The organism is Thermus amyloliquefaciens, assembly GCF_000744885.1.
In the GTDB taxonomy this organism is placed as follows: Bacteria; Deinococcota; Deinococci; order Deinococcales; family Thermaceae; genus Thermus; species Thermus amyloliquefaciens.
In genome coordinates, this window is the sequence record NZ_JQMV01000003.1 from 1,494,138 (window position 1) to 1,513,907 (window position 19,770).

Here is a 19,770-nt window from a genome sequence, read left to right on the forward strand (position 1 = left end):
CGTCGTGGCGCAAGCCCCGACGGGGTACTTATTCCTCCAGCCACTCGGTGGCGTAGGCGTTGGTCTTGGGGATGACGCAGAGGAACTCCACCGGCTCATCCCCCTCGTTCACGTAGGCATGGGGCGTGTCCGGGGGGATGTAGACCGCCTGCCCAGCCCCCACCTCCCTCACCTCGTCGCCCAAAAGCACCTTCATGCGCCCAGAAAGCACGTACTGCTCGTGCTCAATGGTGGGGTGCTTGTGCTTGGGGATCCTGCCACCCGGCAGGATGGTGAACTTTCGGGTGATGAAGTGGGGGGCTCCATCCTCAGGACCGATGAGCACCTGGATGAAGGCCTTCTCCCCCCGTTCCACGGGACGGGCCTCCACGCTGGCCCCCTGTTTGACCACGGGCTTCATGCCGCCCATTGTAGCAAAAGGCCCTCCACCTCCTCATCCGTGACCTCGCCGAAGTCCATGTAGTACGCCCCCACGGCGGCGAAGTCCGGTGGGGTGGAGAGCACCACCACCTCGGCCTGATTCTTCAGTCGCTCCAGGGCATCGGGGCTGGCCACGGGCACCGCCACCACCACCCGCCGGGGGCTCTCCGAAAGAACCACGGCCAAGGCCGCCTCCATGGTGGAGCCGGTGGCGATGCCGTCATCCACCAGCACCACATCCCGGCCCGCAAGGGGCACCTTGGGCCGCACCTTGCGGTAGCGCTCGGCCCGCCTCCGGATCACGTCCTTCTGCCGGGCCGCCTCGCGCTCCAGGTAGCTTGGGTCGGCGTACTGGTGGGCATAGGGCTTCAACACCATGCCCCCCTTCTCCCCCACCGCCCCCAGGGCAAACTCGGGATTCCCCGGGGCCCCCACCTTGCGCACCAGGACCACATCCAGCTCCCCCCCTAGGCCTTTAGCCACCTCATCGGCCACCACCACCCCGCCTCGGGGGATGCCCAACACCACAGGGCGTTCAAGACCCAAGGGCTTCAGGGCCTCCACCAAAAGGGCCCCGGCGTGCCTGCGGTCGCGGAAGCGCATAGGAAACCTCCCCATCCATGCTACACCGGCCCGTGGTCTTGAACGCGGTATAAAGTTTTTGGTAACCTGGGGCCAAAGGAGGTCAGCATGGACCAAGCAGGCTCCAAGCCCTGGCTCGCCCACTACGATCCTGGCGTTCCCCCAGAGGTGGAGGTCCCCCCCATCCCCCTGTGGCGCTTCCTGGAAAACAGCGCCAACCGCTACCCCCAGCATGTGGCCCTGGAGTTCTTGGGCAAAACCCTGACCTATGGGGAGCTATGGGAGAAATCCCGACGCTTCGCCGAGGGGCTCAAGGCCCTAGGGGTGAGGCCTGGCGACCGGGTGGCCATCATGCTCCCCAACTCCCCCCAGTTCGTCATCGCCTTCTACGGCACCCTCCTGGCGGGGGGTGTGGGCGTCAACGTGAACCCCCTCTACACCCCCAGGGAGCTAAGGCACCAGCTCAAGGACTCCGGGGCGGAGACCCTGGTCATCCTGGACCACCTCCTGCCCCGCTTCCTGGAGGTGGAAGGGGAAACCCCGGTGAAGCGCACCGTGGTCACGGGCATCAAGGACTTCCTCCCCTTCCCCAAGAACCTCCTTTACCCCTTGAAGGCCAGGAAGGACAAGCTCCCCCTGGGCTTCCCCAAACGGGACGGTTTCCACGCCTTCCTGGACCTCCTGAAACACCCCCCCGCCACCCCCCACCCGGCCGACCCCGAGGACCTGGCCCTCCTGCAGTACACGGGGGGTACCACGGGCATCTCCAAGGGGGCCATGCTCACCCACCGGAACCTGGTGGCCAACGTCCTGCAGATCGATGCCTGGGATTCCACCTCCAAGGAGCTCCAGGGCAAAGGGGTCATGCTGGGCGCCCTGCCCTTCTTCCACGTCTACGGCATGACCGTGGCCATGAACTACGGCATCTACTCCGGGTACAAGATCGTCCTTTTGCCCAGGCCGGAGATCCAGGCCATTGTGGAGGCCATTGAGAAGCATCAGGTCACCCACTTCCCCGGGGTGCCCACCCTCTACGTGGCCTTCAACACCTTCCCGGGCATTGAAAAACGAAACGTAAAGAGCATCCGCATCTGCCTCTCGGGAGCCGCCCCCCTGCCGGTGGAGGTGGCCAAGCGCTTCGAGGAGATCACCGGGGCCCGGCTCATCGAGGGCTACGGCCTCTCCGAGGCGAGCCCCGTGACCCATTCCAACCCCGTGCTGGGGGAGATCAAAAAGGGTTCCATCGGCATGCCCCTCCCCAGCGTGGAGGCCAAGGTGGTGGACGAGGAGGGCCAGGAGGTCCCCTTGGGCGAGGTGGGAGAGCTCATCGTCAAAGGCCCCAACGTCATGAAAGGCTACTGGAACCGCCCCGAGGAAACCCAAAGGACCCTCAAGGAAGGCTGGCTCTTCACCGGCGACATGGCCAGAATGGACCAAGACGGCCACTTCTACATCGTGGACCGCAAAAAGGACATGATCATCGCCGGCGGCTACAACATCTACCCCCGCGAGGTGGAAGAGGTCCTCTACCAGCACGAGGCCGTCCAGGAGGCCGCCGTGGTAGGCGTGCCCGACCCCTACCGCGGGGAAACCGTGGCCGCCTTCATCGTCCTCAAGGAGGCCTATAAGGGCAAGGTCTCGGAAAAGGACCTCGAGGCCTTCTGCCGGCAAAACCTCGCCGCCTACAAGGTCCCCCGCATCATCCAGTTCCGCGATAGCCTCCCCAAATCCAGCGTGGGCAAGATCCTCAGGCGGGAGCTTCGCGAGGAGTTCGCCAAAAGGCAACCCTAGGCCCGGGCCCGGGCCACCGCTTCCCGGAAGGCCTCCACCGCCCGGTCCACCTCGGCCTCGGTGGTGTAGCGGCCCAGGGAGAAGCGCAAGGAGGCCCGGGCCTCCTTGGGGGAGCGGCCAATGGCCAGGAGGACATGGGAGGGCTCGAGGCTCCCCGCGGAGCACGCCGAGCCCGAGGAGACCGCCACCCCCAGGAGGTCCATGGCCAAGAGCAGGGCCTCCCCATCCGCTCCCTTCACCGTCACGTTGACCAGCTTGGGCAGGCGGTGCTCGGGGTGGCCGTTGAGCTCCACCCCTTCCACGGAAAGCAGGCCCGCCTCGAGGCGCCTGCGCAAGGCCAAAAGCCGGGAGGATTCCTGGGGAAGAAGCCTCAAGGCCTTCTCCAGGGCCACCGCCATCCCATGGGCCAGGACCGGGCTTTGCGTGCCCCCCCGCCTCCCCCCCTCCTGCTTGCCCGGCACCAAGGGGAAGAGGTCCACACCCTGGCGCACCAAAAGGGCCCCGATCCCCTTCGGCCCATAGAACTTGTGGGCGCTTAAGGAGACCAGGTCCGCCCCCACCTCCTCCACCCGGAAGGGCACCTGGCCCACGGCCTGCACGGCATCCGTGTGGAAGAGGGCCCCGTGGGCGTGGGCGATCCGGGCCATCTCCCGGATGGGGTAAAGGGTTCCCAGCTCGTTGTTGGCGGCCATGACGCTCACCAGGATGGTGTCGGGCCTTAGGGCCTCCTCCACCTGCTCCGGGTAAACCAGGCCTAGAGGGTCGGGCCTGAGCCGGGTCACGGCAAAGCCCAGGCCCTCCAGAAGGCGCAAGGCCCCCAAGACCGCGGAGTGCTCCACCTCCGTGCTCACCACATGCCCCTTCCCCTTGGCCAAGGCCACCCCCAGGAGGGCCAGGGCGTCCGCCTCGGAGCCCGAGGCGGTAAAGACCACCTCCCGGGGGCGCACCCCCAAAAGGTCCGCCACCCGCTCCCGGGCGCCCTCCAGCACCCTCCTGGCCTCCTGGCCAAAGCGGTGGATGCTGCTTGGGTTGCCGAAGATCCCCTCCACCTGGCGCATGGCCTCCTGGACCTCCGGGTCCAGGGGGGTGGTGGCGGCGTAGTCCAAATAGACCAAAGCCAAGGTTGCCTCCTTTCCGTGGATCCCCTTAACCAGGGGGACCAGGGCAGGCCCTGGCCACCTCCCCCAGAGCCCCGTACCTATGATGCCAAAAGCCTTCCTGGGGCCCCCATCCTGGCGCAAGCCGCCCCAGGGTACCTAGCCCGCGGGCTGGAGCTGGATCAAGCGCCGGGCCTCGATGAGCTTCCGCTCCTCAATCAGGTCCTTCAAGGTGGTGCCGCCCAGGACCTGGCGCATGGCCAAGTCCACCCGCTTCCAAAGGAGCTCGGTGGAGCACTGCCCCACCTTGGCGCAGGCCTCGGGGTCCTCGATGCAGGAGACGGGAGCCAGGCTGCCCTCCAGGGCCTCCACCACCTCCAGGGCCGTCACCCTCTCAGGGGGACGGGCCAGGCGGTACCCGCCCTTGGCCCCCCGCACGGAGCGGATGAACCCCGAACGCCGAAGCTGGGCGGCGATCTGTTCCAGGTAGTGCTGGCTGATGCCCTGGGCCTCGGCCACCTCCTTGAGGGGCACCGCCTCCGGCGCCCTGAGGCCGATCTCCACCAGGGCCCTGAGGCCATACTGGGCCTTTGTGGACACCCACATGCCCCCAGTATACCGCAAAGGCCCTATTTCCCCCCGGAAAACAGGGTTTTGGCAAAGGCCAGGCCGAACAAGGCCGCCTGCAACAGCACGATGCTGGCCCCGCTGGGCCAGTCCAGGAGGAAGGAGAGCAAGAGGCCCAGGACCGTGGACAAAACGGACAGCACCAGGGAGAGGAGGGTAAGGCCGGAGAAGGTGGGGCTCAAAAGCCTGGCCGCCGCCCCGGGGATCACCAAAAAGGCCGCCACCAGGATGATCCCCACCACCTTCACCGCCAGGACCAGGCTCACGGCGATGAAGCCGGAGAGGAGGTAATCGTGGAAGACCACCGGCACCCGGTCGGAAAGGGCCAGCTCCCGGTCAAAGGTGGCGTAGGCCAGAGGCCCCCAAAGGGGCAAAAGGAAGAGGCCAAGCAGCAGGAGCAACCCCACCGCCACCAGGTCCGAGGGGCCCACCGCCAAGAGGGAGCCGAAGAGGTAGCCCATGGCGTCCCCCACGTAGCCCTTGGCCTGGGAGAGGAAAACCGCCCCCAGGGCCACGGAGAGGGCAAAGAAGACCCCGATGGCGGTGTCCTCGGAAAGCTCGGTCTTCTCCTTCACAAAGGTGATGGCCATGGCCACCAAAAAGGTAAAGGGGAGGGCGAACCAAAGGGGTTCCCCCCTTAGGAAAAGCCCCAAGGCCACCCCGGCGAAGGCGGCGTGGGCCAGCCCATCTCCCAGGAAGGAAAGCCGGCGTTGCACCACGAAAGGGGAGAGCAAGCCGGAAAGAAGGCTCACCAAAAGCCCAGCCAAAAGGGCCCTCTGGAAAAAGGGGTAACCCAAGGCCTCAAGCACGCCCACCCCCCAGGAAGAGCTCATGGGCATGGCCCAGGTGTCCAAAGGCCTGGCGCAAGCACTCCTCGGAGAGGGCCTTCTCCGGGGGGCCGAAGCCCACCACCCTCCGGTTCATCACCAGGACGTGGCTGGCGTGGTGGGCCGCCTCCCAGTCGTGGGTGATCATGAGGACCGTGGCCCCCGACTCCTGCTGGTAGGCCTCCAGGTACCGGTAAAGGTCCACCTCCCCCACCCGGTCCACCCCGGTGGCGGGCTCGTCCAAAAGGAGGATCCTCGGCCTGCGGATCAGGGCCCGGGCCAGGTAGACCCGTTGAAGCTGCCCTCCGGAAAGCCTTCCCAAAGGGCGGAAGGCCAGCGCCTCCGCCCCCACCCGCCTTAAGGCGGCAAGGGCTTCCTCCCTTTCCCGGGGGGATAGGCGGAAGGGCCAGCGCCGCCTAAGGCCCGTGGCCACCAGTTCCAGGGAAAGGGCGGGGAAGGAGCGGTCAAAGGCCTTGATCTGGGGCACGTAGCCGAACCACAGGGGATCGCTTTCCGCCAAGGGACGCCCGAAAACCCTCACTTCCCCCCGGAAGGGGACGAGGCCCAGGATGGCCTTCAAAAGGGTGCTCTTCCCCGCCCCGTTGGGGCCCACCACGGCCACGAAGGCCCCCTCTGGCACCTTTAGGTGGATGCCCTTCAGGGCCTTGAACTCCCCAAAGCGTACAGACAGGTCTTGGGCCTCGAGGGCCAACACACAGTAACAATAATCCATTTTCAAGAAGCCCGTCAAGCCCAGGGGCTTGGCTGCCAGGCGACCCGGGGCCTCAGAAGCTGTGCTCCTCCGCGGGGAACACCCCCTCCCGCACCTCCCGCACGTACTGGGATAGGGCCTCGCGGAAGAGCCTTCCCCCCTCCAGGTACCGCTTCACAAACCGGGGCTTGAAATCCCCGTAAAGCCCCACCACGTCGTGGAAAACCAGGACCTGGGCGTCGGTGTGGGGCCCGGCCCCGATGCCCACGGTGTGGACGGACAGCCTTGCCGTGACCTCCTGCGCCAGGGCCGCGGGCACCATCTCCAGCACCACCCCATAGGCCCCCGCCTCCTCCAGGGCCAAGGCCCCCTTCAGGATGCGCTCGGCCTCCTCGGGGCGCTTCCCCTGAAGCCTATAGCCTCCCAGCTGGCTCGCCGTCTGGGGGGTGAGGCCCACGTGGCCCAAAACCGGAACCCCCGCCCGGGTGAGGCCAAAGACGATCTCCGCCACCTCCTCCCCACCCTCCAGCTTGACCGCATCCGCCCCACCCTCTTTAAGGAGCCTCTCGGCGGCCCCCAGGGCCCGGTCCAGGGTGGCGTAGGAGAGGTAGGGTAGGTCCGCCACCAAAAAGGTATCCGGAGCCCCCCGCCGGGCCGCCTTGGTGTGGTGGAGCATCTCCTCCAGGGTGACGGGGACCGTGGAGGGGTAGCCAAGCACCACCATGCCCAGGGAATCCCCCACCAGGATGGCGTCCACCCCGGCTTCCTGGGCCAGGCGGGCCGTGGGGTAGTCGTAGGCGGTGAGGTAGACCAGGCGTTGGCCCTTGGCTTGGCGGAACTCCTTGACCGTCCGGCGCATGGGAAAAGGCTATCATGAAGGGGCGTGGAAGCGCACTTGGACCTCGCCCTAAGGCCCAGGACCCTGGACGAGTACATCGGCCAGGAGAGGCTTAAGCGGAAGCTCAGGGTGTACCTCGAGGCGGCCAAGGCCCGGGGGGAACCCCTGGAGCACCTCCTCCTCTTCGGCCCCCCGGGCCTGGGCAAGACCACCTTGGCCCATGTGATCGCCCATGAGCTGGGGGTTAACCTTCGGGTTACCTCCGGGCCGGCCATTGAAAAGCCCGGGGACCTGGCCGCCATCCTGGCCAACTCCCTGGAGGAGGGGGACATCCTCTTCATCGACGAGATCCACCGCCTAAGCCGCCAGGCGGAGGAGCACCTCTACCCGGCCATGGAGGACTTCAAAATGGACATCGTCATCGGCCAAGGCCCCGCGGCCCGCACCATCCGCCTGGAGCTTCCCCGCTTCACCCTGATCGGGGCCACCACCCGCCCGGGCCTCATCACCGCCCCCCTCAGGAGCCGGTTTGGGATCGTGGAGCACCTGGAGTACTACTCCTTGGAGGAGCTGGCCGAAGGGGTCAGGCGGGACGCAAGGCTTCTGGGGGTGGCCATCGCCGAGGAAGCCGCCCTGGAGATCGCCAAAAGGAGCCGGGGCACCATGCGCGTGGCCAAAAGGCTTTTCCGGAGGGTGCGGGACTTCGCCCAGGTGGCGGGGGAGGAAACCATCACCCAGGAAAGGGCCCTCGAGGCCCTCAGCGCCTTGGGCCTGGACGAGCTCGGCCTGGAAAGGCGGGACCGGGAGATCCTGGAAACCCTGATCCTGCGCTTCGGGGGCGGGCCGGTGGGCCTGCAAACCTTGGCCACCGCCCTCTCCGAGGATCCGGGCACCCTGGAGGAAGTCCATGAGCCTTACCTCATCCAGCAGGGCCTCTTGAAGCGCACCCCTCGGGGCCGGGTGGCCACGGAAAGGGCCTACCGCCACCTGGGCTACCCCCCTCCCGCGGAACCCCTCCTTTGAGCCATGGTAAGGGCTACCCTGGAGGAACTGGACCTGGCGGAACTTCTGAAGGCCCTGGCCGACCACCGTAGAAGCGCCGTGGTCACCTTCCGGGGGCGCCTTTACGGCCGGATCCATCTCCTTCACGGACGCATCCTGTACGCCCGCACCGAACCAGGACCCCACCTGGGGGAGTACCTGGTGCGCCTGGGCCACCTTTCCCTGGAGGAGATTCAAGAGTTGGTGGAGCGCCAGGGCCGGGAAAACCCCGGCACCCCCTTGGGGGCCTTGGCCCTGGAACTCGGGCTGATCGGGGAGGAGGAGCTAAGGGAGGCCCTGGAGGCCCAGGTCCTCGAGGCCCTGGCCACCCTGCTTTGGGAAAAGGAAGGGGAGATCCTGGCCGAGCCCCTGGAGGAGGGAAGCCAGGTGGCCCTTCCCCAGACCCTGGAAACCAAGTCCACCCTTCTGGAAGCGGCCCGGCGCCTGGACGAGTGGCGCCAGGGCCAGGTGGAGCCCCACGAGGTCTTCCACCTGGTGGAGGACCCCACCCGCCATCCCCTGAGCCCGGAGGCCTGGACGGTGCTGGAGCTATTGGACGGGGTGCGCCGGGCGAGAAGCGTGGCCTTGCTCTCTGGGCTTCCGGAAGAGGAGGTTTACCACATCCTCTTTGAGCTGAAAAGCCGCGGGCTGATCCGCCCTTCCACCCTCCTGGCGGAGGACCCCCTGGTCCTGGTCTTGGCGGAAAGCGGGGTGGTGAGGCGGCTTCTCCTCTACCTCCTGGAGGCCCACCGCTACCGGGTCCAGCTCCCCTTGGACCTGGAGATGGCCCTCCGCCTTCTCAAGGAAAGGCCCAAGGCCATCATCCTCCAAGGGGAAAAAGCCCTGGAAATCGCCCGAAAGCTGAGGGGGCACCCCGAGGGCAAGCTGGCCTCCTTGTACCTGGTGAGCGAAACCCCGCCGGGGCTCCTTTTCCGGCCCCTTAGGGTCCTCCACCTCCCCAAACCCCTGAAGGCCCAGGAGGTGCTCAAGGCCCTGGCTCCCCTGAGGCGCGGGGGAGGCTAGGGGCCATGCCGGAGGACTTCGCCCCTGAACCATAAATGATCACGCGCAAGGCTTTTCGGGGTCTCCCTAGGGGCGCGCGCCTCGAGGGGGCACTTAGTTGGGCCGCCTCCCTTCCCGAAGGATGGCCTCCGCCCGCTCCCGGTAGGCCAGGAGGGCTTGGTGCCACTCGTCGGCAGGGTGAACGTGGGGCAGGACGGCCTCGGTGCGGGCCAGGATCTCCTCGGGCGAGCGGTAACCCAGCTGGGCCAAGGTGTCCACCACCATCTCCTGGGCCCCCACCCACTCCCGGCTCCCCTCCTCGGCAAGCTCCGCCGCCTTCCGGTAATGGGCCAGGGCCTCCTCCAGGTGCATGAGGTCGTAGGCGATGTGGCCCAGGATCAGCTCCCCCGCCGCCTCCGCCCCCTGCCCCATGGCCCTTCGGGCCACCTCCTCCGCCTCTTGGTACCGCCCCTGGCGGTACAGGGCCTCGGCCAGGTCCGCAAGCGCCTGGGCCTGGTAGGGGTAGCCCTCTTCCCGCAAGAGGGCCTCCAAGTACTCCTCCGCCTCCAGGTAGGCCCCCTGGTCAAGGGCGGCCACCGCCATCTCGTGAAGCACGTACCCCCTCTCCAGACCCTCGGCCCTGGCCAAGGCCTCCTGGAAGGCGGCCATGCCCTCGGCGTAGCGGCCCAGGCGGAGGAGGATCTGCCCCTGAAGGAGGGGGGTGCCGTAGGCCTTTTGGCCGCTTTCCTCCTCCAGGGCCAGGGCCTTCAGCACCTCCTCCAGGGCCCGGTTGGGGTTATCCAGAAGGAGATGGGCCCGGGCCAGGAGGTAGTGGCGGGTGGCGGCATCCTCCACGGGCTCTTCCCCCGCGGCCCCCGAGGCCTCCTCGAGGGCCAATAGGGCCCTCTCCCCCTCCCCCGCCTCCACCCACATGGCGGCGGCATCCAGAAGGAGCCAGTAGCGCTCCAAGCCCAAGGCCAGCTCCGCCCCCCTCTCGTAGGCCAAGGCGGCCTCCCGGAAGCGGCCAAGCCTTTCCAAGGCCCTTCCCCTAAGCCCCTCCGCCCGCCAGGCCAAAAAGGCGGGAAGGCCCTCCTTGAGGGTCCTCAGCACCTCCTCAAACCGGCCCAGGTAGAAGAGGGCCTGGGCCTGGTGGTACCGGGCCCGGGGGTCCTCCGTGGGGAGGAAAAGGGCCCGCACCTCCCCCTCCCCCCGGCCCTCGAGGGCCAAAAGCTCCCCCAAAAGGGCCCGGTACAGGGGGTCGTACTCCAGCCCCCCGAGCTCGTAGGCCTCCTCCAGGGCCCGGTGGGCCCTTTCCAGCCCCTCCTCCCCGTAGAGGCTATGCACCTCCGCCAAAAGCAGAAGGGCCTCCCGGGCCTCCGCCTTGGAGCCGAACAGGGCCTTCCGGGTGAGGCGCTCAATGGCGGTATCGTAATCCCCGTGGTGCAGGGCCTCGAGGACCCCCTTCATCGCCGCTAGAGGATACCACACCCCCCTCTTCTTTGAGCCTAAAGGCGCTACCATAGGACCAGGGAGGTAGACCTTGCCGCAACGGATCAACCCTTTCACCCTGATCTTTTTGCTCCTCCTAGGCTATCTGGCCTATACCGCCTTCACGGGCCCCCCAGCCCCCACCCTTCCCTACACGGAGTTCCGCAAGCTGGTACGGGAAGGCAAGGTGGCCGAGGTGACCCTGGAGGAAACTCGCATCCTGGGCACCTTGAAGGAACCCGAGCGCTTCCCCACCCCGCAGGGGGGAAGCCAGGTGGCCAGGCGCTTCGCCGTGCCCCTGCCCCCGGCCCAGGTGACCGACCCCGAGCTTCTCCGCTTCCTGGAGGAAAACGGGGTCCGGATCGTCACCAAACCCCCTTCCCTCTGGCCCCAGGTCCTCCTCTACCTCGGCCCTACCCTGCTCCTCATCCTTTTCTTCTATTTCTTCTTCATGCGGGCCCAGGGCGGGGCCGGGCAGGTGATGCAGTTCGGGCAGAGCCGGGCCAAGCTTTACGGGAAGGAAAAGCAGGTCAACACCACCTTCAAGGACGTGGCCGGCCACGAGGAAGCCAAGCGGGAACTCATGGAGGTGGTGGACTTCCTCAAGAACCCCAAGAAGTACCTGGAGCTGGGCGCGGAAATCCCCAAAGGAGTTCTCCTGGTGGGCCCTCCCGGAACCGGCAAGACCCTTCTGGCCCGGGCGGTGGCGGGGGAAGCAGGTGTCCCCTTCTTCTCCGTCTCCGCCAGCGAGTTCATGGAGATGTTCGTGGGCGTGGGGGCAAGCCGGGTGCGAAGCCTCTTTGAGGACGCCCGACGGAACGCCCCCAGCATCATCTTCATCGACGAGCTGGACTCCATCGGCCGCAAACGGGGGGCAGGCATCGGGGGTGGCCATGACGAGCGGGAGCAGACCCTGAACCAGATCCTTTCCGAGATGGACGGCTTTGAAAAGGACACCTCGGTGATCGTCCTGGCCGCCACCAACCGCCCGGACATCCTGGACCCTGCCCTGCTGCGCCCCGGGCGCTTTGACCGCCAGGTAGTGGTGGGCCTACCCACCCTGGAGGAGCGCCGGGATATCCTCCTGGTGCACATGCGGGGTAAACCCATCGCCGAGGACGTGGACGCCCTGGAGCTGGCCCACCTCACCCCGGGCTTCTCCGGGGCCGACCTGAAGAACCTGGTCAACGAGGCAGCCCTGCTGGCGGCCCGGGATGGCGCCAAGAAAATCCGCAAGGAGCACTTCCTGAAGGCCCTGGACAAGATCGTCCTGGGCCTCGAGCGGCCCGCCCTAAAGCTTTCCGAGGAGGAGAAAAGGGCCGTGGCCTATCACGAGGCGGGGCATGCCGTGGTGGGGGAGGTCCTGCCCCACGCCGACAAGACGGAGAAGGTCTCCATCGTCCCCCGGGGCATGGCCTTGGGTGCCCGCTGGAGCAAACCCGAGGAAAGGGTTTTGGTTTCCAAGGACCACCTCATGGACGAGCTCGCCGTCCTCATGGCGGGCCGGGTGGCGGAGGAGCTCTTCACCGGCACCGTAACCACCGGGGCCCAGGACGACTTCAAGCGGGCCACCCAGATCGCCAAGCGCATGGTTTTGGACTGGGGCATGGGGGAGCACTTCAGGAACATCGCCTGGGGTTCGGACTCCGGCCCCATCTTCCTGGGTGAGGAAATCGCCAAGAAGAAGGACCACTCCGAGGAAACCGCCCGCCTCATCGACCAAGACATCCGCAAGATCCTGGACGAAGCCTACGCCAAGGCCCGCCAGGTCCTCATGGAGCACGCCCCCGCCATGCACAAGATCGCCGAGGAACTCCTTAGGGAGGAGACCATCCCCGGGGAGCGGGTGCGGGCCATCCTCAAGGAAGCCCAAGCGGTGCAAAGGGCCTCGGAGGAAAGCGCCTAGCAAAGGGCAGGAAGGGCCCTCCTGGCCTCCAGTAGGAGGGCCTGTTTCCTTCCGTCATCCCATCCCAAGAGGGGCGCCATGAGCTCCACCACCCGGGGCAGGGCCCTCTCCGCCGCCTTTTGGTCCAAGAGGGCCAGGCCAAGCCTTCGGGCCAGTACATCCAAAGGCCTTTGCGCAAGCTCCTCCCTTACCGCAAAGACCACCTCCCCTTCCAGGTAGGGAAGCCCAGGGAGAAGGGGCCTATCCCCCAAGGCCGCCACCTCGGGAGCCAGGGTGCCGTAGTGGGTGTAGAGGTGCTCGGCCACCCCCTCCGGCAGGGGCAGGGGAGGCCTGGGCCCCGCCCCCAGGAGGGGGGTGCGGTGGCTTTCTGAAGGAGGCAGGGAAAGGCCCAGGTCCCGGGCCAGGCGCTCCACCAGGTCCAAAGCCATGAGGCGGAAGGTGGTCCACTTGCCCCCGGTAAGGGTGTAAAGGCCCTTCTCCTCCACGATGAGGTGGTCCCGCACCAGCCTCTTGGTCTCCCCCTTTCCCACCAGGGGCCTGAGACCCGCCCAGGCCGCCAAAACCCGGCTGGAAAGGTCCCCCAGGTAGGGGCGGATCTCCTCCAAAAGGTAGGCCACCTCCTCCTCCCGGGGCAGGGGGCAGGCGGTGGCCTCGGCGGGGAGGTCGGTGGTGCCCAAAAGGGCCTTGCCCTGCCAGGGAAGGAGGAAGAGCACCCGGCCATCCCGGGTTTTAGGCAGGAGGAGGCCTACCTGTAAGGGGTAGTCCAGGACCAGGTGGGCCCCGCTCGAGGGGGTGAGGAGGGGAGGAAGTTCCGGGTCCAAAAGCCCGCGCACCCGGTCCGCCTGGGGCCCCGTGGCGTTCACCACCGCCTGGGCCCAGACCTCCACCTCCTTCCCGGTGAGGCGGTCCTTGACCACCGCACCTTTCACCCTTCCCTCCCGTACCAGGAAGCCCGTGGCCTCGGCGTAGTTGAGGGCCACTGCCCCCCGGCTCAGGGCAGAGAGGATGAGGGCTAGGTTTAAGCGGTAGTCGGCGAACTGGCCATCCTGGTAGAGGATGCCCCCCAAGGTGGGAGGGAGGCCGGGGACGAGGGCCTTCACTTCCTGGGAAGGGACGTAACGGCTCAGGGAAAGGCGCCTTCCCCCCGCCAGCAGGTCGTAGAGCTTGAGGCCAAGCCCGTAGTAGGGAATCTCCAGGGGGCGGAAGAGGGGGGTGAGGAGGGTTAAGGGCCTTGCCAGGTGGGGAGCGAGTTCCATCACCACCCTTCTCTCCCTAAGGGCGTCCCGAACCAGGCGAAGCTGCCTGGGGTCCCGGTGCTTCACCGCCAGCTCCAGGTAGCGCACCCCCCCGTGGAGGAGCTTGGTGGAGCGGCTGCTGGTGCCCATGCCGAAGTCCCCCGCCTCCACCAGGGCCGCCCTTAGGCCCCTCAGGGTGGCCTCCCACAAAACCCCTGCCCCCGTGGCCCCACCCCCCAGGATGAGGAGGTCCAGGGGCTCCTTAAGCCGTTCCCAGAGCTCCTCCCGGCTTGGGGTCATCCCTCCTCCCTCGCCCAGCCCAGGGTCCGTTCCACCGCCCGCCGCCAGCCGCGATAAAGGGCCTCCCGCCGGGAGGGGGGCATGCGGGGTGTGAAGCGGGCCTCCAGGGTCCAGGCTTCCCTCACCGCCTCCAGCCCCAGGACCCCCGCCCCCACCCCCGCCATCAGGGCCGCCCCCAAGGCGGTGGTTTCCGTGACCTTAGGCCTCAGGACCGGAACCCCCAGGAGATCCGCTTGGATCTGCAAAAAGAGGGCGTTCTCCACCATGCCCCCATCCACCCGAAGCTCCTTTAGAGGGGTGCCGGCCTCCTCCATGGTCCGCACCACGTCCACCACCTGGAAGGCCACCCCCTCCAAGGCCGCCCGGGCCAGGTGGGCCTTGGTGGTGCCCCGGGTGAGGCCCAAAATGGCCCCCCGGGCGTAGGGGTCCCAGTAGGGGGCCCCCAGGCCGGTGAAGGCGGGAACCAGGTACACGCCCCCACTGTCCTCCACCTCCCGGGCCAAGGCCTCCACCTGGGCGCTTTCTTGGACCAGGCCCAGGCCATCCCTAAGCCACCCCACCACCGCCCCCGCCATGAAGACGCTTCCCTCCAGGGCGTAGCTGACCTTGCCCCTCACGCTCCAGGCCACGGTGCTGAGGAGGCCCTTGGGGGAAGGGACGGGCCGCTCTCCCGTGTTCAGGAGCAGGAAGGCCCCGGTGCCGTAGGTGCACTTCCCCTCCCCTCTCTCCAAGGCCGCCTGGCCGAAGAGGGCCGCCTGCTGGTCCCCCAGCACCCCGCGGATGGGGATGGCCCTGCCGAAAAGCTCCGGCAGGGTTTCCCCAAACTCCCCATCCGAAGGGCGCACCTCGGGAAGCATGGCCCGGGGTACGCGGAAAACCTCCAAAAGCTCCTCGTCCCAGGAAAGGGTATGCAGGTTAAAAAGAAGGGTGCGGCTGGCGTTGGAGGGATCCGTGGCGTGCACCCTGCCCCCCGTGAGGCGGTAGAGGAGCCAGGTGTCCACGGTGCCGAAAAGAACCTCCCCCCTCCCCGCCCGCTCCCTAAGGCCGGGCACGTTCGCCAACAGCCAGGCCAGTTTGGTGCCGGAGAAGTAGGGGTCCAGAAGAAGCCCGGTGCGCTCCCGGAAGAGGGGCTCCAAGCCCTGGGCCTTGAGCTCCTGGCACAGGGAGGCCGTGCGCCTATCCTGCCAGACGATGGCGTTATGAAGGGGCTTCCCCGTACCCTTTTCAAACACAAGGGTGGTTTCCCGCTGGTTGGTGAGGCCCAGGGCCACCACCTCCCTGGCCTCCACCCCAGCCTGGCGCAAGGCCTCCTGGGCCACCCCAAGCTGGCTTTCCCAGATCTCCAGGGGATCGTGCTCCACCCAGCCCGGCCTCGGGTAGAGCTGGCGGAACTCCCTCTGGGCCATGGCCACGGGCCTCCCCTCCAGGCTGAAGAGGATGGCCCGGCTGCTGGTGGTGCCCTGGTCCAGGGCCAAAAGGTACTTCATAAGGCCTCCCTTAGGCTTTTTGCTGCTTCCTCGGGCAGGGCGTCCACCACAAAGGTGCCCGCCCCAAGCTCCGTACCCGCCAGGAACTTGAGCTTATCCCGGGTGCGCCTGGGCGGGTAGAACTCCACATGGAAGTGGAAGGTGCGCTCCTCCCCCAAGGGGGCGGCGTGAAAGACCATGACGTAGGGAAAGGCTTCGCCAAAAAGGGCGTCGTAGCGGGCCACCACCCGGCCCAGAAGCCGGGCGAAGGCGGCCATCTCTTCCTCGGAAAAGGTCCAAAGCCCTGGGTGGCGCTCCAGAGGAGCCACCCAGACCTCATAGGGATAGCGGGCGAAGGGGGGCACAAAGGCCAAAAACCCCTCCTCCTGGTCCACCCGGTAGGGCTCCAGGTGGGGAAAAAGCTCCAGGAGCACGGGCCTTTCCCTAAAGGCCTGGCTTTCCCACTCCAGGATGGGGGGCACAAAGGGGTAGGCGTAGATCTGCCCGTGGGGATGGTGGAGGGTCACCCCCACCGCCTCCCCCCGGTTCTCGAAGGGCATGACGAACCGGATCCCCTCGAGGGCATACAAGGCCCGGTACCGGTCCCGCCAAACCCAGGCCAGGAGGAGCCTTTCCTCCTCCGTGAGGGTGGCCAGGCTTCCCACGTGGGCCTGGGTATACACCACCACCTCGCACCGGCCCAAAGCCCTCTCCGCGGGAACGGGAAGCCCATCCGGGGGAGGGGTGGGCCTTGGCACCAGGGAGGGAAACCGGTTTTCAAAGACCGCCACCCGAAAACGGTCAAAAGGTATCTCCGTGGGAAAGCCTCCCTCCTGGCTTGGGCAAAGGGGGCAGTGCTCCTTGGGAGGCAAGAAGGTGCGCTCCTGGCGGTGGGCCGCGTAGACCACCCACTCCCCCCGCAAGGGGTGGTAGCGGAGGTGCGGGCTTGGGGAGATGGACCCCGCCTCCTCCGGTACGGAGGGCTCCTCGGCCACGGGCAAGACCTCCACCTCGAGGGGATGAAGCCCGTAAAGGATCAGCTCCCGCCCGTCCTTCTTGCGATGCACATGCTTATAAAAGGAAGGCATAGTCCAACACCTCCTCCCCCACCCGGAAACGGTAGGGGCCAAGGGGCTTTACCTCCTTATCCCGGCTCAGGAAGGCCCAAAGCCTTTCCCTTTCCTCCGGGGAAAGCCAGGAGGGCGGGTCGGAGGTGGCCTTGAAGCCCGTGATCTCCCCCATGGCCTCCTGCAGGCGCATCTCCTCAAGGGACAGCAACGAGAAACGGCTCCGGAAAAAGGCCACGTCCGGGTCCACCTGGACGTTTTCCCGCAGCCAAAGCCGGTGCAGGGTGGTGCGGAGGGCGTTCCTTAGCCCCGGGCCCGTGGGGTCCTGTAGCCAGAAGGAGCGGTCCTCGTTGTCCCAGTAGGGGGCCACATCCGGACCCACCCTGAGGCCATCGGCAAGCCCCAAGGAGGCCAGGATGGGAGCGCCGCAAAAGAGAAGGTAGGCCTCCCCTGCCTCCTCGCGGATCCGCTCCATGGCCTTACAGTACCGCACCTCTCCCTCGGCCCCGGGTAAAGCGGCGGCGTAGAGGAAATCCAGCTTCAGGTAGTCGTACCCCCAGGCCCGCACCTTGCGCACCAAGCCCGCCACATGGTCCAAAACCTCCTCGTTGCCCGAATCCAGGGCGTATAGGGGTTTCCCCCAGTTGAAGCCCGCGGGGATGGGCCTTCCGTCCCCGTCCCGCAGGATCCACTCGGGATGGGCCCGCACTAGGAGGCTATCCGGGGTCACCAAAAAGGGAGCCAGCCATAACCCCGCCCTGAAGCCCTTTTCCCGGATCCTCTCCGCCAAAAAGGCCATCCCCCGGGCGAAGCGCTCGTTGGGTTCCCAGTCCCCAAGGGCCCGCTGCCAGCCGTCGTCGATCTGGAAGACCTCAAAGGGAAGCCCGGCCACTTCCTCCAGCACCTCGAGGAGCAAGGCCTCATGGATCCGGTTGTAGAAGCTATACCAGGAGCACCACAGCCTGGGAGGCCCTTTGGAAAGCCGCCTGGGAAGGAGCCTGCCATAGGCGGCGAACACCTCCGTTGGCTCCCCGTAGCCCAGAAACCACTCCCCCTCCCCCTCGGCGTAGCGGCCCAGGAGGAGGTCCTCGCGCCCCAAGACCCGCGCCCCCACGCCCAGGGCCCCCAGGAGGAGCACCTTCCCATCTGGCCCCTCGAGAGCCCCTAGGCCGCTTCCCCACCACTCGGAAGCCTCGAGGAGGAAGGGGTCGTCCGCCTGGGGCCTGCGGGCCTCGGGGAAAAGGGGCTTCGGGGGAAAGTTTAGGTCCACCCAGGCGGTAAGGCTCCAGCTCTGCCAGCCGTGGCGGAAGAAACGCCTTGCCGCAAAGGGGGGGAAGGCCCGCACCTCCTGTCCCCGGAGGATCAGGCCTCCCTCCACGGGCCTCTCGTCCTGGGCAAAAAGGCCTACCTCGAGGCCGCCAAGCATCCTCCTCATGCTTCCTCCCAAAGGGCCAGGTCATAGGGCGGCACCCGAGGCCCCCCCAAAAGGAACCTCGCCCCCCCAGGCGCCGGGGCCTGGGCGGGCTCCGGGCCGTAGTTGAAGGCGAAGACCCACCGCCCCCGCCTGCGAAGCCTCAGGCCCTCGGGCAGGGGAAGGACCTTTAGGCCCGCCTCGGCGGCAAGGGCGGCGAGGAGCCTCCCCGCGAGCTCGGGCGAGGGCCAGGCCGCAAGGTAGAGGTACCGCCCCTCCCGGTAGAGGGCCCCCCTTCCGTCAGGGAAGGCAAGGAGGGGCTTGGCAGGGGCCTCCACCCACTCCCGCCAAAGGCCCAGGGGGAAGCGGCCGAGCCCCCCCTCCGCCACCTCCCGAAGACCCGGGGGAAGGCTTTCCACCCGCACCACCCTCAGGGGGAGGAGGGCTTGGAGGGGGCCCGGGGGGAGCTCCTTAGGAATCTGGAAAGTCTCCGTTTTACTCCCGGAGCGGGGGCCGAAGAGGACGAGCCCCTCCGCCTCCTGGAAGGCCTTCAAAGCCTCTCCTCGCACGATGGGAAGACTTGGGACCACGATGAGGGCGTAGCCTTTTAGGGACGCTCCCGGGGGCACGAAGTCCACGTCCAAGCCGAGCCGCCGTAGGGCGCTGTAAAAGAGGTACACGAGGTCCAGGTAGCTCCACTCCGCCCCCTGGGGCTGGATCTCGTAGACCCAGGCCGCCTCGGGATCGTAGACCAGGGCCACAGGGGCTTGGGCCACCGGAGGCAGGGCGAGGGCGGTAAGCTCCTCGGCCACCCGCCTCGCCTCAAAGAAGCCCTGGTCCGGGGCACCGTCCGGCCGGTGGAGCCCGGCGTGCATCTGCTCTTGGGCGAAGGGCACCTGCCGCCAGCGGAAGTAGGCCACCACCTCCGCCCCGTGGGCCAGGGCCTCCCAGGTCCAAAGCCGCACCATCCCGGGAGCGGGGCTCGGGTTATGGGGGGCCCAGTTCACGGGACCCGGCTGCTGCTCCATCACCCAGAACCGCCCCCGCCCCACCCCCCGGTAGAGGTCATGATGGAAAGCGGCCACGTCAGGGTGGCCGGTGCGGGCGTAGCGGAGCTTTTCCTCTGGAGGTAGGGGCATGAGGTCCGTGAAGCCCAGGGGGTAGCTGTCCCAGCTCGCAAAGTCCAGGTCCTCGGCCACGGCGAAAGGGTCTAGGTCGGTGAAAAAGCCCATGAAATTGTGGGTGACGAACCTGCCCGGGGCAAGGGCTCGGAGGATCCCCACCTGCATGCGGTTAAAGGCCTTCACCTGGTCCGAGGCGAAGCGGTAGTAGTCCAGGAGGTGGCTGGGGTTAGGCTCGGCCACGGTGAGGTGGGGAAGCTCCACCTCGGCAAAGTCCCGGTAGCGCTGGCTCCAGAAGGCCGTGCCCCAGGCCTCGTTTAAGGCCTCAATGGAACCGTACCGCGTCTTAAGCCACCCCCGGAAGGCCTCCTGACAGCAGGGGCAGTAGCAGCGCACGGTGCCGTGGCAGCCGTACTCGTTGTCGGTCTGAAAGCCCGCTACCCCCTCGAGGCGTCCATACCGCTCAGCGAGGAGGGTCACGATGCGCCGGGCCTCCTCCCGGTAGGCCGGGCTGGAAAAGCAGTAGTGCCGCCTCCCACCGAACCGCCTTCTCCTCCCCTCCCGGTCCACGGGGAGGACCTCCGGATAGCGGTCCACAAGCCACTTGGGCGGCGTGGCCGTGGGCGTGCCCAGGACTACCTTGAGCCCCTCCCCGGTAAGGGTGGCCACGGCCTCGTCCAGCCAGCCCCACTCCAGCCTCCCGGGCTCAGGCTCCAAGAGGGCCCAGGCGAACTCCCCGATGCGCACGTAGGAAAGCCCGAGCTCCCGCATGCGCCGGGCGTCTTCCTTCCAGCGCTCCTTGGGCCAGTGTTCGGGATAGTAACAGACCCCCAGCATCC

At 67.3% G+C, this 19,770-nt stretch carries 17 protein-coding genes; 4 read left to right on the forward strand and 13 right to left on the reverse strand.

Annotation, left to right across the window (positions count from 1 at the left end; all coding sequences use genetic code 11):
- Positions 1-28: 28 nt before the first annotated feature.
- On the reverse strand, positions 29-409 hold the full coding sequence (locus BS74_RS07975; protein ID WP_038057720.1) for a cupin domain-containing protein: 381 nt from the start codon (positions 407-409) through the stop codon (positions 29-31).
- Positions 397-1,023, reverse strand: a complete 627-nt coding sequence (locus BS74_RS07980) for a phosphoribosyltransferase (RefSeq protein WP_038057722.1) — start codon at positions 1,021-1,023, stop codon at positions 397-399. The genes BS74_RS07975 and BS74_RS07980 overlap by 13 nt, the downstream gene beginning before the upstream one ends.
- 87 nt (positions 1,024-1,110) lie before the next feature.
- On the opposite strand from BS74_RS07980, the gene BS74_RS07985 reads away from it, so the two are divergent.
- On the forward strand, positions 1,111-2,793 hold the full coding sequence (locus BS74_RS07985; protein WP_038057723.1) for a long-chain-fatty-acid--CoA ligase: 1,683 nt from the start codon (positions 1,111-1,113) through the stop codon (positions 2,791-2,793).
- Here the strand turns inward: BS74_RS07985 and BS74_RS07990 are convergent.
- The 5 genes from BS74_RS07990 to panB all read right to left on the reverse strand — a co-directional run bounded on the left by BS74_RS07990 (position 2,790) and on the right by panB (position 6,915).
- Positions 2,790-3,851, reverse strand: a complete 1,062-nt coding sequence (locus BS74_RS07990; protein ID WP_425427256.1) for a cysteine desulfurase family protein — start codon at positions 3,849-3,851, stop codon at positions 2,790-2,792. The two genes, BS74_RS07985 and BS74_RS07990, sit on opposite strands and share 4 nt — an antisense overlap.
- A gap of 198 nt (positions 3,852-4,049) precedes the next feature.
- Positions 4,050-4,496: an RrF2 family transcriptional regulator gene (locus tag BS74_RS07995; RefSeq protein WP_038057724.1), complete on the reverse strand. Its 447-nt coding sequence runs from the start codon at positions 4,494-4,496 to the stop codon at positions 4,050-4,052.
- 23 nt (positions 4,497-4,519) lie between these two features.
- A complete protein-coding gene (locus BS74_RS08000; protein WP_038059053.1) occupies positions 4,520-5,326 on the reverse strand; it encodes a metal ABC transporter permease in 807 nt (268 codons plus the stop codon).
- Positions 5,319-6,059, reverse strand: a complete 741-nt coding sequence (locus tag BS74_RS08005; RefSeq protein WP_038057726.1) for a metal ABC transporter ATP-binding protein — start codon at positions 6,057-6,059, stop codon at positions 5,319-5,321. The genes BS74_RS08000 and BS74_RS08005 overlap by 8 nt, the downstream gene beginning before the upstream one ends.
- Positions 6,060-6,129: 70 nt before the next feature.
- The gene (gene panB, locus BS74_RS08010; RefSeq protein WP_038057728.1) at positions 6,130-6,915 is read right to left on the reverse strand and encodes a 3-methyl-2-oxobutanoate hydroxymethyltransferase; all 786 of its coding nucleotides are present in this window, start codon (positions 6,913-6,915) and stop codon (positions 6,130-6,132) included.
- A gap of 24 nt (positions 6,916-6,939) precedes the next feature.
- Between panB and ruvB the strand changes: the two genes are divergently transcribed.
- On the forward strand, positions 6,940-7,917 hold the full coding sequence (ruvB, locus tag BS74_RS08015; RefSeq protein ID WP_185747716.1) for a Holliday junction branch migration DNA helicase RuvB: 978 nt from the start codon (positions 6,940-6,942) through the stop codon (positions 7,915-7,917).
- A gap of 3 nt (positions 7,918-7,920) precedes the next feature.
- The gene (locus BS74_RS08020) at positions 7,921-8,958 is read left to right on the forward strand and encodes a DUF4388 domain-containing protein (protein ID WP_038057730.1); all 1,038 of its coding nucleotides are present in this window, start codon (positions 7,921-7,923) and stop codon (positions 8,956-8,958) included.
- Between the two features lie 93 nt (positions 8,959-9,051).
- Here BS74_RS08020 and BS74_RS08025 read toward each other — a convergent pair whose 3' ends face one another.
- Entirely contained in the window at positions 9,052-10,404 is a 1,353-nt protein-coding gene (locus BS74_RS08025; RefSeq protein WP_038057731.1) for a tetratricopeptide repeat protein, read from the reverse strand.
- 73 nt (positions 10,405-10,477) lie between these two features.
- On the opposite strand from BS74_RS08025, the gene ftsH reads away from it, so the two are divergent.
- Entirely contained in the window at positions 10,478-12,331 is a 1,854-nt protein-coding gene (gene ftsH, locus BS74_RS08030; protein ID WP_038057733.1) for an ATP-dependent zinc metalloprotease FtsH, read from the forward strand.
- Here ftsH and BS74_RS08035 read toward each other — a convergent pair.
- Genes BS74_RS08035 through BS74_RS08055 form a run of 5 tightly spaced genes read right to left on the reverse strand, consistent with a single transcriptional unit; the run spans position 12,328 to position 19,768 of the window.
- Positions 12,328-13,866, reverse strand: coding sequence for an FAD-dependent oxidoreductase (locus tag BS74_RS08035; RefSeq protein WP_038057735.1), 1,539 nt, complete (start codon positions 13,864-13,866; stop codon positions 12,328-12,330). The genes ftsH and BS74_RS08035 overlap by 4 nt on opposite strands.
- On the reverse strand, positions 13,863-15,353 hold the full coding sequence (gene glpK, locus BS74_RS08040; RefSeq protein WP_038057741.1) for a glycerol kinase GlpK: 1,491 nt from the start codon (positions 15,351-15,353) through the stop codon (positions 13,863-13,865). The genes BS74_RS08035 and glpK overlap by 4 nt, the downstream gene beginning before the upstream one ends.
- Positions 15,350-16,420: a galactose-1-phosphate uridylyltransferase gene (gene galT, locus BS74_RS08045; RefSeq protein ID WP_038057742.1), complete on the reverse strand. Its 1,071-nt coding sequence runs from the start codon at positions 16,418-16,420 to the stop codon at positions 15,350-15,352. The genes glpK and galT overlap by 4 nt, the downstream gene beginning before the upstream one ends.
- A complete protein-coding gene (locus BS74_RS08050) occupies positions 16,404-17,834 on the reverse strand; it encodes a glycoside hydrolase family 36 protein (RefSeq protein ID WP_038057743.1) in 1,431 nt (476 codons plus the stop codon). Before BS74_RS08050 ends, galT begins: the two co-directional genes overlap by 17 nt.
- On the reverse strand, positions 17,831-19,768 hold the full coding sequence (locus BS74_RS08055; RefSeq protein ID WP_038057744.1) for a beta-galactosidase: 1,938 nt from the start codon (positions 19,766-19,768) through the stop codon (positions 17,831-17,833). The genes BS74_RS08050 and BS74_RS08055 overlap by 4 nt, the downstream gene beginning before the upstream one ends.
- Positions 19,769-19,770 lie beyond the last annotated feature (2 nt).

Excerpts from the sequence above, each read along its gene's own strand:
- BS74_RS07975 (WP_038057720.1), bottom strand. The coding sequence starts at position 409 with ATGGGCGGCATGAAGCCCGTGGTCAAACAGGGGGCCAGCGTGGAGGCC.
- BS74_RS07980 (WP_038057722.1), bottom strand. The coding sequence starts at position 1,023 with ATGCGCTTCCGCGACCGCAGGCACGCCGGGGCCCTTTTGGTGGAGGCC.
- BS74_RS07985 (WP_038057723.1), top strand. The coding sequence starts at position 1,111 with ATGGACCAAGCAGGCTCCAAGCCCTGGCTCGCCCACTACGATCCTGGC.
- BS74_RS07990 (WP_425427256.1), bottom strand. The coding sequence starts at position 3,851 with ATGCGCCAGGTGGAGGGGATCTTCGGCAACCCAAGCAGCATCCACCGC.
- BS74_RS07995 (WP_038057724.1), bottom strand. The coding sequence starts at position 4,496 with ATGTGGGTGTCCACAAAGGCCCAGTATGGCCTCAGGGCCCTGGTGGAG.
- panB (WP_038057728.1), bottom strand. The coding sequence starts at position 6,915 with ATGCGCCGGACGGTCAAGGAGTTCCGCCAAGCCAAGGGCCAACGCCTG.
- BS74_RS08020 (WP_038057730.1), top strand. The coding sequence starts at position 7,921 with ATGGTAAGGGCTACCCTGGAGGAACTGGACCTGGCGGAACTTCTGAAG.
- BS74_RS08025 (WP_038057731.1), bottom strand. The coding sequence starts at position 10,404 with ATGAAGGGGGTCCTCGAGGCCCTGCACCACGGGGATTACGATACCGCC.
- BS74_RS08035 (WP_038057735.1), bottom strand. The coding sequence starts at position 13,866 with ATGACCCCAAGCCGGGAGGAGCTCTGGGAACGGCTTAAGGAGCCCCTG.
- glpK (WP_038057741.1), bottom strand. The coding sequence starts at position 15,353 with ATGAAGTACCTTTTGGCCCTGGACCAGGGCACCACCAGCAGCCGGGCC.
- galT (WP_038057742.1), bottom strand. The coding sequence starts at position 16,420 with ATGCCTTCCTTTTATAAGCATGTGCATCGCAAGAAGGACGGGCGGGAG.
- BS74_RS08050 (WP_038057743.1), bottom strand. The coding sequence starts at position 17,834 with ATGAGGAGGATGCTTGGCGGCCTCGAGGTAGGCCTTTTTGCCCAGGAC.
- BS74_RS08055 (WP_038057744.1), bottom strand. The coding sequence starts at position 19,768 with ATGCTGGGGGTCTGTTACTATCCCGAACACTGGCCCAAGGAGCGCTGG.